Origin of the sequence: Methanocalculus sp., assembly GCF_030651615.1 — an archaeon.
Classification (GTDB): Archaea; Halobacteriota; Methanomicrobia; order Methanomicrobiales; family Methanocorpusculaceae; genus Methanocalculus.
Genome location: NZ_JAUSCG010000236.1, coordinates 1 through 11,496, shown reverse-complemented (window position 1 = coordinate 11,496; position 11,496 = coordinate 1). Strand labels below are relative to the sequence as shown.

At 50.2% G+C, this 11,496-nt stretch carries 13 protein-coding genes and 1 tRNA gene; 8 read left to right on the top strand and 6 right to left on the bottom strand.

Annotated elements, in window-relative coordinates:
* Positions 1-32 precede the first annotated feature (32 nt).
* Together Q7V06_RS09870 and Q7V06_RS09865 are read right to left on the bottom strand one after the other, a co-directional pair.
* Positions 33-1,358 carry an amidohydrolase gene (locus Q7V06_RS09870; protein ID WP_304841059.1) on the bottom strand — a complete coding sequence of 442 codons (1,326 nt, stop codon included), beginning with the start codon at positions 1,356-1,358 and terminating at the stop codon, positions 33-35.
* Entirely contained in the window at positions 1,358-2,026 is a 669-nt protein-coding gene (locus Q7V06_RS09865) for an MTAP family purine nucleoside phosphorylase (RefSeq protein WP_304841057.1), read from the bottom strand. The genes Q7V06_RS09870 and Q7V06_RS09865 overlap by 1 nt, the downstream gene beginning before the upstream one ends.
* A gap of 127 nt (positions 2,027-2,153) precedes the next feature.
* Between Q7V06_RS09865 and Q7V06_RS09860 the strand changes: the two genes are divergently transcribed.
* Both Q7V06_RS09860 and Q7V06_RS09855 read left to right on the top strand, forming a co-directional pair.
* A complete protein-coding gene (locus Q7V06_RS09860; protein WP_304841055.1) occupies positions 2,154-3,008 on the top strand; it encodes a pirin family protein in 855 nt (284 codons plus the stop codon).
* A 46-nt stretch (positions 3,009-3,054) separates the two neighbouring features.
* Entirely contained in the window at positions 3,055-3,735 is a 681-nt protein-coding gene (locus Q7V06_RS09855; protein ID WP_304841053.1) for a GNAT family N-acetyltransferase, read from the top strand.
* Between the two features lie 148 nt (positions 3,736-3,883).
* Here the strand turns inward: Q7V06_RS09855 and Q7V06_RS09850 are convergent, their stop codons facing one another.
* Positions 3,884-4,090 carry a hypothetical protein gene (locus tag Q7V06_RS09850; protein ID WP_304841051.1) on the bottom strand — a complete coding sequence of 69 codons (207 nt, stop codon included), beginning with the start codon at positions 4,088-4,090 and terminating at the stop codon, positions 3,884-3,886.
* A 430-nt stretch (positions 4,091-4,520) separates the two neighbouring features.
* Between Q7V06_RS09850 and Q7V06_RS09845 the strand changes: the two genes are divergently transcribed.
* The gene (locus Q7V06_RS09845) at positions 4,521-5,237 is read left to right on the top strand and encodes a GNAT family N-acetyltransferase (RefSeq protein ID WP_304841049.1); all 717 of its coding nucleotides are present in this window, start codon (positions 4,521-4,523) and stop codon (positions 5,235-5,237) included.
* A 138-nt stretch (positions 5,238-5,375) separates the two neighbouring features.
* On the opposite strand, the gene Q7V06_RS09840 is transcribed toward Q7V06_RS09845, so the two are convergent.
* On the bottom strand, positions 5,376-6,710 hold the full coding sequence (locus Q7V06_RS09840; RefSeq protein WP_304841047.1) for a Fic family protein: 1,335 nt from the start codon (positions 6,708-6,710) through the stop codon (positions 5,376-5,378).
* A 239-nt stretch (positions 6,711-6,949) separates the two neighbouring features.
* Here Q7V06_RS09840 and Q7V06_RS09835 point away from each other — a divergent pair, with 239 nt between their 5' ends.
* From Q7V06_RS09835 to Q7V06_RS09825, 3 genes are all read left to right on the top strand, one after another.
* Positions 6,950-7,117: a type II toxin-antitoxin system HicB family antitoxin gene (locus tag Q7V06_RS09835; RefSeq protein WP_304841045.1), complete on the top strand. Its 168-nt coding sequence runs from the start codon at positions 6,950-6,952 to the stop codon at positions 7,115-7,117.
* Between the two features lie 117 nt (positions 7,118-7,234).
* Positions 7,235-8,398: a nicotinate phosphoribosyltransferase gene (locus tag Q7V06_RS09830; RefSeq protein WP_304841043.1), complete on the top strand. Its 1,164-nt coding sequence runs from the start codon at positions 7,235-7,237 to the stop codon at positions 8,396-8,398.
* Between the two features lie 128 nt (positions 8,399-8,526).
* Positions 8,527-8,598 (top strand) — tRNA-Ala (locus tag Q7V06_RS09825).
* A gap of 24 nt (positions 8,599-8,622) precedes the next feature.
* Here the strand turns inward: Q7V06_RS09825 and Q7V06_RS09820 are convergent.
* The gene (locus Q7V06_RS09820; protein ID WP_304841041.1) at positions 8,623-9,039 is read right to left on the bottom strand and encodes a HEPN domain-containing protein; all 417 of its coding nucleotides are present in this window, start codon (positions 9,037-9,039) and stop codon (positions 8,623-8,625) included.
* Entirely contained in the window at positions 9,036-9,698 is a 663-nt protein-coding gene (locus Q7V06_RS09815; protein WP_304841039.1) for a nucleotidyltransferase domain-containing protein, read from the bottom strand. Before Q7V06_RS09815 ends, Q7V06_RS09820 begins: the two co-directional genes overlap by 4 nt.
* Positions 9,699-9,777: 79 nt before the next feature.
* Here Q7V06_RS09815 and Q7V06_RS09810 point away from each other — a divergent pair, with 79 nt between their 5' ends.
* Positions 9,778-10,260, top strand: a complete 483-nt coding sequence (locus Q7V06_RS09810; protein WP_304841037.1) for an ATP-binding protein — start codon at positions 9,778-9,780, stop codon at positions 10,258-10,260.
* A 133-nt stretch (positions 10,261-10,393) separates the two neighbouring features.
* Positions 10,394-11,496: hypothetical protein (locus tag Q7V06_RS09805; RefSeq protein ID WP_304841035.1), on the top strand; the 1,103-nt coding region annotated here is incomplete at its 3' end.

Below are 11,496 nucleotides of genomic sequence, written 5' to 3'. Positions count from 1 at the left end.
TTATTTTTTTTTAAAAAAATGATTTTTAAGGACTAATTTTCCAGCTCTTCCTCTCTCCGTCCGACAAGTGCCGCTGCTGCCTGTGCTGCACCTGCAAGGATGGCATCTGCTCCCGGAATGAAACGGTCATGCATCAGGATTGCACCATCACAGATGACCGTCTTTACGACATCACCGTTGCAGGCATAGACGAGGTTTGATACCGGGTTATGGAAGGGGGTCTGGCAGATCGCCCTTCTGTCAAGAAGAATGATATCCGCTGCATAGCCTGGAGCGACGGTGCCGCCGCCGGTTCTGAGTGCCTCTGCTCCTGTTCTGGATGCGATATCGATTGCTTCTGCTGCCGGGAGGATGGTTGCGTCCCGGGTAGCGAACTTCTGGAGGAGGGCTGCTATCTTCATCTCCTCGAAGAGGTCAAGGTTGTTGTTTGAGGCACAGCCATCTGTTCCGAGGGTTACCGGTGCGCCAGCATTTCTCAGGGCTTTGTAGGGTATTGCTCTTCCGCCTGCAAGCTTCATGTTGCTTGAGGGGTTGTGGGATGCTGCTGTGTTGAATCTTCCAAGGAGTCTGCATTCGGCATCGTCCAGGTAGCAGCAGTGGGCGGCGACGGTGCGGTCGGTGAGGATGCCATATTTTTCGAGGTGAGCTGCTGGTGATACGCCATTGTTTTTGATGCAGTCATCGACTTCAGTCTGTGTCTCGGAGAGGTGGATGTGGATACCGCATTCATGCTCCTTTGCATAGTCTGCACACCATGAAAGGCCGTCTGAGGAGACTGTGTAGAGGGCGTGGGGTCCGGTGGCAAAGGAGAGCCTGGTGTTATTTCTGGCTTTGATATTCCGGTGGAGTGCCATTGTTGCTTTAATCTCGGCTTCCCGCTTCTCTTCGGTGAAGAGGTCGATGAAGCCGTGGGAGAGGCAGGCCCGCATTCCGGCTTCCTCTACTGCATCGGCAGCTCTGTCCATGAAGAAGTACATGTCGTTGAAGGCGACTGTACCGGTTTTGATCATCTCAAGGCAGGCGAGCCGGGTCCCCCAGTAGACGTCATCTGCGGTTAAATGTGCTTCAAGCGGCCATATCTTCTCTGAAAGCCAGTTGAAGAGGACCATATCGTCTGCATATCCACGCAGCAGGCTCATTGCTGCATGAGTATGGGTATTCACAAGGCCCGGGAGGGCGATATCGCCTCCCGCATCGATCTCAATATCGGCATTTTTGTGCATGACAGAGCTCATCCCTTCGCCGATGGCCTGAATTATTCCATCGTGGATGAAGATGTCGGTCTCTCTGCCGTTCAGGTACGCGTTTCGAATCAGGATTGATGAACGCCTGTTGTAGGGGATATCCTGGTCTGTCATTATAACTCTCTCACAATCTTCTCAAGGATAAGGCTTGTTCTTCTGCTGCCTTCCTTTGCTGCGGCCAGAATCGTATCGTAGCTGATCGATTCGTCGCCGATCCCGTTTGCATAGTTGTCAACGGTGCAGATGGCGGCAAACCGTATGCCGAGCTCGTTTGCAAGGGTTGCCTCACTTGCCACCGTCATCCCGACCATATCGGCTATTTTTCCAAGTGCATGTACCTCTGCTACGGTCTCAAACCTCGGACCGCTCGTCTGGACATAGGTTCCGCCGATCCGGATATCCGGATGGGTGGTGCTGAGGGCGATGATAAGGTCATGGTCAAATCCGGGTGTTGCATGAGTGATGGTTGTGTCATGGAATGTCGGTATCCCGCTCCAGCTGATGAAGTCCTTTGGAATGAGGACTGAACCCGGCTGATACTCCACCTTCAATGACCCGACTGATCCAAATGCCACGATCCGGTCCACTCCAAGGATCTTCAGGGCCGCCAGGTGTGCCCGGTGGTTGATCCGATGGGGGGGAAGGCAGTTCTGGTGGCGTGGCAGAAGACAGATGTCGCCGGTATGGAGGGTTGCCTTTCCATAGGGTGTTGCGACGACCTCCTCCTTCAGTGGTGGAAGGTCTGCAAAGAGGAGGCTTGTTCCTCCGATTATTCCGAGCATGGTTTTCGCTCCGTCACCAGGTATGTTGCCATCTGGAGAAGTGTTTCTCTTCAGGAATATTGAAGGAGACGGTTTGGATTTTTCTCTCAGCATACAGTTATATCCTCTTCTCAATATATCGCACCCTATGTCAGAGATCAGAGCCATTGCCCGGATGTTTGTTGCACGTGAGACGATGGAAGGAGCGGGTGTCCGGCTTCACCGGGCATTTGGTTACTCACAGATCCCCCTCTTCGACCCGTTTCTGATGTTTGATGACTTTCGGGGTGACGAACCAAAGGATTATCTCGCCGGTTTTCCCTGGCATCCGCACAGGGGAATTGAGACAGTAACCTACATGCTGGAAGGAAGGATCGAGCATGGCGATAGTATGGGTCATGCAGGAGATGTGCCTGCCGGTGGGGTCCAGTGGATGACCGCAGGCTCGGGTATTATCCATCAGGAGATGCCAAAGCCGGTCAACGGCAGGATGGGGGGGTTTCAGCTCTGGGTGAATCTCCCACGGAGCCATAAGATGATGGATCCACGGTACCAGGAGATACAGGCTGACGATATCCCTGTTGTGATGCTGCCTGGTGGTGTGAGCGTCCGTGTTATCTGCGGCGAGGTCGGAGGGGTTGCCGGTCCTGTGAAGGATCTCATGGCAGATCCCGAGTACCTTGATGTGACCCTTGAACCGGATGCGGTCTTCTCCCACCCGGTGAAGGACGGCTATATGGCGGCTGCGTATGTTTTTGGGGGTGCGGGTTGCTTCCATCCCGATACAGGGGATGCTTTTTCGAACCGGACGATGATCCTCTTTGGTGAGGGGGGATCGGGTATCTCTGTCCGTGCACTTGAGGAGGGGTGCCGTTTCCTCTTCTTCTCAGGAATCCCGCTCAGGGAGCCGATCGCCTGGGGCGGGCCTATTGTGATGAATACGGATGCGGAGGTCAGGCAGGCTCTCGCTGAATACCGGAACGGGACGTTTATCAGGGGATGAGGGTTTTATCTTTTCTCTCATGAAAAGATGCAGGAGCATATATTCTATGAAGAGAGAGAGTAATCCGATCGCCGGGGAGATCACAATAGACTGTTTTTCAGGCAATGAATTCGATCCTTTCGTACCATTCTATATTGATATTTTTTATGATCGTGAGCCATTGGCACAGTGCATCGGCTTAAACCGGGAACAGATGGGATGTATCACCCGGAACCTCTATGGCGGGGAGAATAACCTCCTCTCCCAGGGTCTCTGCTGGGTTGCCCGGGATCGCAGCCAGGAGAACTGTCCCGTTGGCATCATCGCCTGTGATGATCCGGTTGCCGGAGGGGAATTGCAGATGCCCCGGGATCTCACCGGCGAGGACAGAGAGAAGATTTCGGTAGTAGCGGGGCTGCTGGAAGAGGTTAGCCGCCCCATGCAGGAGCTTTTCGGGCAGGGGGAGGGCGTATGCCTCCATGTGGGTGCGGTTGGCGTCCTCTCCGAATATGTGGGCATGGGTATTGCAACCCGCCTTCTGGAGACTGCTCTTCAGGAAGCCGAAAGTCGGGGGTTTCGATATGCCTTTTCCGAATGCGCCAACCCGGCATCCCGGATGCTGCATGAGAAAGCCGGATTTCACAGCATGAACTGTATTTCTGTCAGCAGCTTTACCATGAATGGACGGCGGCCGTTACCGCATTGCGATCTGGAGATCCACCTGATGCAGAAGGTCATCGACGGTTGAGAGGACTGTTGAGTACTGGCGCCTACTGGTGATGTGAGAGCCGGGCGCCCTCCTGCACCGGTCTTCTTCCCAATTACCGCCGGGCTTTTCACGATCAAACAGGCAGGAAGCCCATGACTTTAGTCGTGGGTAGTTGACGATAAGGGTCCTATCCCTGCCTGAAGATCCTGATGGTTGTGGGAATCGCTGCCAGAACGAAGATGACTCCATACCAGTACCACTCAAGGCTCAGGATCGGCTCCCAGAGCTTTGCAACCATGAGCGCAAAGGCAAAGACACTGAGCTTCACCAGTCCCATATCGATCCAGCTGAGTTTATTCACCCGTGCATCTGCCCAATCTGTAAAGCCTGCCATAATTTCCCTCCCCCATCTCTATGATGAGGCAGATGGATCTCTCGTCCTCTTTGGGTATTAGGTTTACTCAACTCCCGGGGAAGTTGCCTTCTACCTGTTTTTCCTGACAGGCAGGCAGCCATGAGGTGTGTGATTCCTCCATCTGACTGTTTTATGCTCATCTTTTCGCAGTAATGAAGGTGATGCATAACCTCTTATAAAGAGAACGATAATTTCCTATCAGGGGAGGCTTTTTGCTCCAGTGCCGAGTGCGGCCAATGGTTTTGGTCACCTTCACCATCTGGCGGGGCAGGTCTTTTCCCCTGCTTTTATTTTCTCTCATCACATTATGATCTTAAATGGTGAAGCAGGTGCAACGTTATTGGATAGATGCCCCGCATTCTTCTGATGGACGTGATATTCAAAACGATCATGAACCGGAGGCAGAGCAATGGAGCAGGAATTTCAGGGTTCGTTGACGAAAGAGACGTTCAAGGCAGAGGTTGCCCTTCCCATGGAGATATCCTCTCTTCTCACCAGTTCTGACATCGACGAGGTCACCAGACTCTATATAGATGTCTTTCTTGATGATGAGCCGACATCCCGTGCGATCGCCCCGGAGAGAATCGCTGTCTGTCAGGATGCACTGGCGTATGTTGTGGCGCTTGCGGAGAATGGCCTGAGCTTCATTGTACGGGATGGGGAAGCAGGAGGGATCGCCGGGTTCATCTTCTGTTTTGACCTCCTTGACGATCCCACATCAGAAGGTGCACCGATGGCTGCGTTATCCCGTCATTTTCCTGAGGCTATTTCGATGATCGATGAACTTGAAGATATGTTCCTGAAGAGAGCAGGGGTCGCCCGTGGGTCTGTTCTGCATATCTACCAGATAGGTGTCGGCAGACCATACCGCGGACGGGGGATCGCCACCGCCCTGATTCGGCAGGTGCTTCACCACGCCCGGGAGCTGGGGTACCGGCAGGTTGTAACGGACTGCACAAGTGTACGGTCACGCCGTGCATTTGAGAGGTGCGGTTTTTCCGGGAGAGGGTACCTTGCCTATGATGCGTTTTCATACGGAGGTGTTTGTTTCTTTCAGGGGCTTGAAGGGGGTATCAGCCTGATGGTAAAGGATGTGGACCCCTCCTCTCTGGAGACTGAGCCGTAAAGAGCGCCGGGGTACTGTCTCTCTCTCTTGAATACTTCTGAATCCTTTGGGGTATCTTACAGCTGCATATACACTGCATCAGCCTCTTTGTCGAGTGTTCCTTTCAGGGCCGTTTTCTCCTGTCAGCAGATGCTGTGATCAATTCCTTTGATCGTTTCCTTTCAGAAGGCCGCTCTCCTCATTGAAGATGAAGGCGAATGCCTTTCCTCTCTTTGTTTTCCGGATAAATCCTCTCTCCACGAGCGTGAGCAGGTCTGTTCTTGCGGTCTCGTAGACGACGGCATGCATCTGCATGATCTGGCGGATGGAGAAATATTCGTCGCCCTGCTCCATCATGGTGCGGAGGATATCTGCCTGCCGCTCATTGATCCCCGGGACCTTCCGGCTGATGGTTCGGGCCCTCTTCTGTTCTGACTGCTTCTCTTCAATATAGCTGAGCAGATCCTGGAGGGCTTCGTTGATACAGGATATAGTGTAGTTGATGAAGTAGGTCAGATCCATCTCATCGTATCTGGTATGCAGATAGGCGAGTGAGTAGCGCTTTTTTGATCTCTGGATGGCCCGTGAGATCGCCATATATTCAAAGAGCCAGTACCCCCTTGAGAGGACATACCAATAGAAGATGGTTCTCGCGGTCCTCCCGTTGCCATCTGCAAACGGGTGGATATACCCGATGAGATAGTGGAGGATGATCCCCTTGATGATCGGGTGGATGGAGGTAATGGCCGTTTTTCCTGATTCGTCATCATCCTCATTTGCAAACCGGCAGAAGGCTGCGATCATCTCTTCGATCTTCTGGTGGTCGGGGGGTGTATGCTGGATTTCTCCGGTGAGGGCATCGACTACGACGATCTCGTTGTTGTCCCGGAATACTCCGACCTCCTTTTGATTGATGGTTTTGTTGGTGACGATCTCCTGAATGTCGCAGATCATTTCCCGGGAGATAGGCTCATCCTTCTGTGTAAGGATATACTGCATCGCCTCATAGTTGTTGATCACCATCTGCTCATCGGTGCTTTTTGGCTTTCTCTTTGAGATCAACAGCTCCTGAGCCTTCTTCCGGGTCGTCACGGCTCCTTCAAGGATACTTGATGCGATCGCCTCTTCCATCATCGAATTGATGATATAGGATTTTTCAAGACGGATCTCTCTCTTATTGATCCTGAGTGTGCCGGAGAGGTACCGGTCATAGGTATGCAGGTTCTTTGCGATCTCGGGAGTGAGGGAGTAGATGAGCGTGAGCAGGGGATAGGGGATCGTCTCGTACCGGAGCCTCCGGTGAGTCTTCATCAGGTGCCAGATGTGTTCTCTCCTCTTCTGGTCAGGTACCCTGTGAATTAATTCGTCCCATGAGAGGTACCTGCGGTTATATTCACGCACCTCGTTCTGGATCTCTTCATCCCCGCCGATGGCTGCGGCATTTCGGGATGATGGCGAAGCACTCTCCGGAGGGGGGTTTTGAAGTTTTTTCATTGTGTACTGTTCCTGCCAACTACTAATTTAGTAGTAATTAGTATTTATTGGTATTTGCGATGGCTCTCTCGGTTTGGGTGAGGGCAGGTAAATACTAATTTGGCGGTGATTAGTAGTTGTTAGTAGTTGGGGCGGTGATGATCGGAATCAGTTCCCTATCTGAAGAGAAACAGTCCTCTTTGTAATTAAACAGTGGAGACTCTTATCATCTGGTAGTGAGATAATGCAGAGTGATTATCATGAAGGCGTTCACGACAGTGCTCTGTAAGGATGATGATATGTATGTCGCGGAGTGCCCGGAGGTCGGAACGGTGAGCCAGGGAGTCACAATCGAAGAAGCCATAGCAAATCTCAGGGAAGCAACCTTATTGTACCTTGATGAATTCACGGCAGAAGATAGTGGTTGACTCAATCATCTCTCTTGGAACCGGCAGATCGTCATCCTCTTCCCTCTCTCTGTGTTCTCTCACTCTCGCCATCACTCTTCGCAATCTTTCTATCGATTCGCGTTCATCTATACTTTCATGAGCCGGTTTGGGAGTCTTGATCCAGATCTGATACAGAGCGGCGGATGTACCGATATCTACTTCCCCCGTTGCGAAGCGGTGCTTGAGAAGGCGGGTGTGAACCCGTCTGTTCTGATGGAGGTCTCGGTTGCATCGCTTCCGCTCGGCTTTGGAATCTTTGCCGGCCTCGATTCGGTGCTTGAACTCCTCTCCGGCCTCCCGGTCACGGTCACTGCGATGCCGGAAGGGTCGATCTTTTATGAAGGCGAGCCGGTGATGACGATTGCCGGCCGGTACCGTGATTTTGCACGATACGAGACGGCACTGCTCGGCCTCATCTGCCATGCATCGGGTATAGCGACCGCTGCGGCCCATGTTGTCTCTGTAGCTTGCGGGCGGCCCGTCTTCTCGTTTGGATCACGCCGCCAGCACCCGGCGATTGCACCGATGATCGAGCGGTCCGCCTGGATCGGGGGTGTTGCTGGGGTGAGCAATACGGCCGCCCCCGCCGGGATTCCGCTTGCAGGAACGATGCCCCACGCCTTCGTCCTCTCCTTTGATACCCCGGAATCGGCGTGGGCGGCATATGCTGAGTATGCCGATCCCGATGTGCCCAGGATCATGCTCTGCGATACGCTCTCAGATGAGAAGGCCGAGGCCCTCGCCGCCGCCCGGATCGGCTGCTCGGCGGTCCGGCTCGATACACCCCGGTCCCGCCGTGGTGATATCCGATCGATCATCGGGGAGGTCCGGTGGGAGCTTGACACCCATGGCTACCGCGACGTCCGGATCTTCCTCTCCGGCGGTGTCACCGCAGCCGATGTCGCCGCCCTCCGCGATGTCGTCGATGCCTTCGGGGTCGGCGGCGCCATTGCGAATGCCCCCGTTGTTGACTTCTCACTGGATACCGTTGAGAAAGACGGCAGAAAGATCGCCAAACGGGGCCGCCGCAGTGGTGCTAAGCAGGTCTGGCGGCTCCCGGGCGGCAGACGGGTCACACTTCCGATAGAAGAGGTGCCGCCTGCCGGACCCGGAGATGCTGCCGGAGCAGGGGCGGCCCCGTTGCTTTGCGTATATATTCGGGATGGAGAGTGCGTATGCTCAGTCGATCTCTCTGAATCTCGGCGGCGGGCATGCGAAGAGATGAAGAACTACCGGGGCCCGGCTCTCTCGCAGGGCTAGACAGGGGCTCTGGGGCGGCCCCCTCTCCCGGGTCAAGGGGGGGTGGGGGCCGGGTTTTGGGAGACGATAAACAATCTATTTATGCGACGCCTGCGAATAGTGTAAGGTCAGTGAGCTTTATTGTCACTGGGCCGATAGATCAGGGGTAGATCGCTACCTTGGCATGGTAGAGGCCGCGGGTTCAATTCCCGCTCGGTCCATTTTTGGTTTTGTGTTTTTTTGTATTATGGGTGGTTATTCTCAATAAATATCAAAAATTCCTCGGCAAATTCCACAGAATAAGATGCTTCTTCCAATCCGGTCAGAGATCCTCCATATTGTATATTATGCCTTGAGAGCCTGAGTTTGTCGAATGTCTTCAGTAATGACAGCAACTCAGCGTTTGAGGAGAGAACTTTCAATGCAGTTATCAGGCATGTATGGCTTCGCTCGATATATCCCATGGTGAAGAGTATCGATCTCGCACTATGGAATGCACTATTATATGCAGCAATCTCTGCCATCTCAGGTTCATCGATATCGAGATTCTTTTTCGCTGCATTCAGGAATCGCCTTGATGACTCAATGGATGTAATCACCCTCCCTTTCGCCGATTCATCCTTCCTGATCAGCCCTTTTGCGAGGCACTCCTCAAATTTCATAATTCTGCCCCAAAGAGAAGTATGTGGTTTTCAAGAACGCTTTTTACAAAAGGGTCGCCTTCTTTTTTCTTCCTTTCAAATCTATGCCAGGGAATTACGGTGAGCTGTATTGGTTTTCCAATCTTCTCCTGAATACTGAGGATCTTATCCTTATCCACATGGTCGGCTTCACCAATGATCAGGATATCCAGATCGCTCGCATCATTGAAGGTGCCTGATGCAGCACTCCCGTACAGTGCAACCGATATTATATTCGGAGATCCCTTGTGACCTGATACTGCATAGGTGGATTCACCATTTTCTGCAACAACATTCGTTTCATTTCTTCCGGTGATCTCTTCAGACATCTCCCCGGTTCGATCTGTAATGTCCCCGGCTATCTCCTCGATATCGTATTCATTCAGCAGAAGGAGTATGGCACACTTTTTTAATTCCTTTACAACTGGCTTTTCGTTACTGAGGATGATCTGGTGGGCGGTTCCGGTCTTCTCTATGGTGACAATCCCGGCCTCCTGGAATACGTTGGCATATCGTAATACTGTTGATGGAGAGATGCCCAGCTCCCGGGCCAGCTCATTGATGTGGAACCTGGAATCAGGATTCATCAGAAGCCATTGGAGGATTTTGTTGCCGGCAAAGGTGTTGAACTCGGGTATCATTCGATATAATGAATTATCGTTCTATGTATAAAATGATTGTTCTATGGGTTGGATGGGTTGGTGAGTTGGATGAGGATAGGTGGGGTATCTGTCAATCTTCAAAAACCGGGTAAAGGCGAGATGGCTTCACTCGTGCATCCTCAGTCATGAGGTCGGAAATTCCGGGACGGGAAAGACCCATCTTGCGATTGCGATTGGTGTCCTGGCATGCGAACAGAACTATCGGGTGATTTTCAAGACAACAGCGGGTCTGGTGAATGAGCTGGTCGAGGCGAAACAAGAGCGGAGATTAACGTATCTTATCCGGCAGTTAAAACGTGTAGATCTTCTGATTCTTGATGAGTTAGGATATATCACGTTTGATCTGGCGGGAGCGGAACTGCTGTTTCAGATGCTTGCATCACGGTATGAGACGGCCAGTACATTGGTGACATCGAACCTGATGTTCTCCGAGTGGGTGAAGGTATTCCATGACAAGTCACTGACAGCGGCTCTGCTTGACCGGATCACCCATCGAGCACTTGTGCTGAATATGACTGGCACCAGTTTTCGGCAGCGATAGCCACCACAGAATTAATGTGTGAGAAGACGAAATTGGTGGTAAGGTGGATCACTTTTAGATGAGCCAAGTGGATCAAAATTAAATGAGCGTGTACAAAGAACTATCGATAATAAGTAATCCATAAAATTTTTGTGTGGTTTCATTGAAAGACAAAGAAAATCGAACTAATAGCAAAATAAGCCTATTAGATTTCTCTATAAAATTACTATCTACAATAAATGTAGTTTCTGCTATTTGTTATGGTTTAATTATTGCGTATTTTGGTGTTGGTATTTTATTGAATTCATTATATTTTGACTATATATTTGAAAATTTGATATTGCTAATTGTTGCTATCATTGTTATTGTCTTTTCTTCTCTCTATTTCTTTTATCTCAGGTATCGAATTCAAAATAATGTAGAATTAATTATTGTTTTTCTTCTGATTGTATGGATTGCCTTTCAATTAATAATTGTCGTTGACATTGAATATACATACCAATCTGAAATGGAAAAGTACAAACATGAGTATTTCGAAGCTATTGAACATGGGAATTATAATGAATTAAATGCCTCATGGCTTCTAACTCAAAGTTATGCTCATGAGATGTATTTTACATATGGGCAAGTAGGAGTTAATTTGCCAAATAGAGTTTTATTTAAAAATGATATTATATTATCCTCAATGTACTTTTTTTCCAATCCCCTTGTTGCTGGTTTTTCTTTTGATGAAAATTTCTATAATAAATTAGTATTTACACAAAAGAAAGGTAATTGTCAGGAATTTGCGGAAGCAACTGCTTTTATTGTGAGTGATGTGACTGGTCTAAGTACAAGAGTTATTGGTATGAAAGGTGTAGATCATGCATTTCCTGAATTGTATTACATTGATAATTGGTGGGTGTTTGATAAGACATATACAACATCGAACTCTCCTGTTAAAGACCAACATTATGCAACGCACTTAAAAGAGAACTATACAGACTTATATTTTTCAATTGCAGATTTACAAGTCAGTCGATCCAAAGAATCTACCTTGAAAGAGCATGGTTTTCCTGCTTCAAATGTTACAATTATTGTATTATTTGATACTATCAACGATAATGAGCCGAATCGTCCTCTTTCAAATATCGACATTGGGGTGTATGCAGTCAGCCATCAGAGGAATCCATTAGTTTATATAGGGAAAACTGATGAAAATGGCACTTGTAATCTAGTTTTAGCAGGAAATAAGGAATATCTCATTGTTAGTCGTGA

Excerpts from the sequence above, each read along its gene's own strand:
- Q7V06_RS09860 (WP_304841055.1), top strand. The coding sequence starts at position 2,154 with ATGTCAGAGATCAGAGCCATTGCCCGGATGTTTGTTGCACGTGAGACG.
- Q7V06_RS09830 (WP_304841043.1), top strand. The coding sequence starts at position 7,235 with ATGAGCCGGTTTGGGAGTCTTGATCCAGATCTGATACAGAGCGGCGGA.
- Q7V06_RS09820 (WP_304841041.1), bottom strand. The coding sequence starts at position 9,039 with ATGAAATTTGAGGAGTGCCTCGCAAAAGGGCTGATCAGGAAGGATGAA.
- Q7V06_RS09865 (WP_304841057.1), bottom strand. The coding sequence starts at position 2,026 with ATGCTCGGAATAATCGGAGGAACAAGCCTCCTCTTTGCAGACCTTCCA.
- Q7V06_RS09870 (WP_304841059.1), bottom strand. The coding sequence starts at position 1,358 with ATGACAGACCAGGATATCCCCTACAACAGGCGTTCATCAATCCTGATT.
- Q7V06_RS09855 (WP_304841053.1), top strand. The coding sequence starts at position 3,055 with ATGAAGAGAGAGAGTAATCCGATCGCCGGGGAGATCACAATAGACTGT.
- Q7V06_RS09835 (WP_304841045.1), top strand. The coding sequence starts at position 6,950 with ATGAAGGCGTTCACGACAGTGCTCTGTAAGGATGATGATATGTATGTC.
- Q7V06_RS09840 (WP_304841047.1), bottom strand. The coding sequence starts at position 6,710 with ATGAAAAAACTTCAAAACCCCCCTCCGGAGAGTGCTTCGCCATCATCC.
- Q7V06_RS09815 (WP_304841039.1), bottom strand. The coding sequence starts at position 9,698 with ATGATACCCGAGTTCAACACCTTTGCCGGCAACAAAATCCTCCAATGG.
- Q7V06_RS09850 (WP_304841051.1), bottom strand. The coding sequence starts at position 4,090 with ATGGCAGGCTTTACAGATTGGGCAGATGCACGGGTGAATAAACTCAGC.
- Q7V06_RS09845 (WP_304841049.1), top strand. The coding sequence starts at position 4,521 with ATGGAGCAGGAATTTCAGGGTTCGTTGACGAAAGAGACGTTCAAGGCA.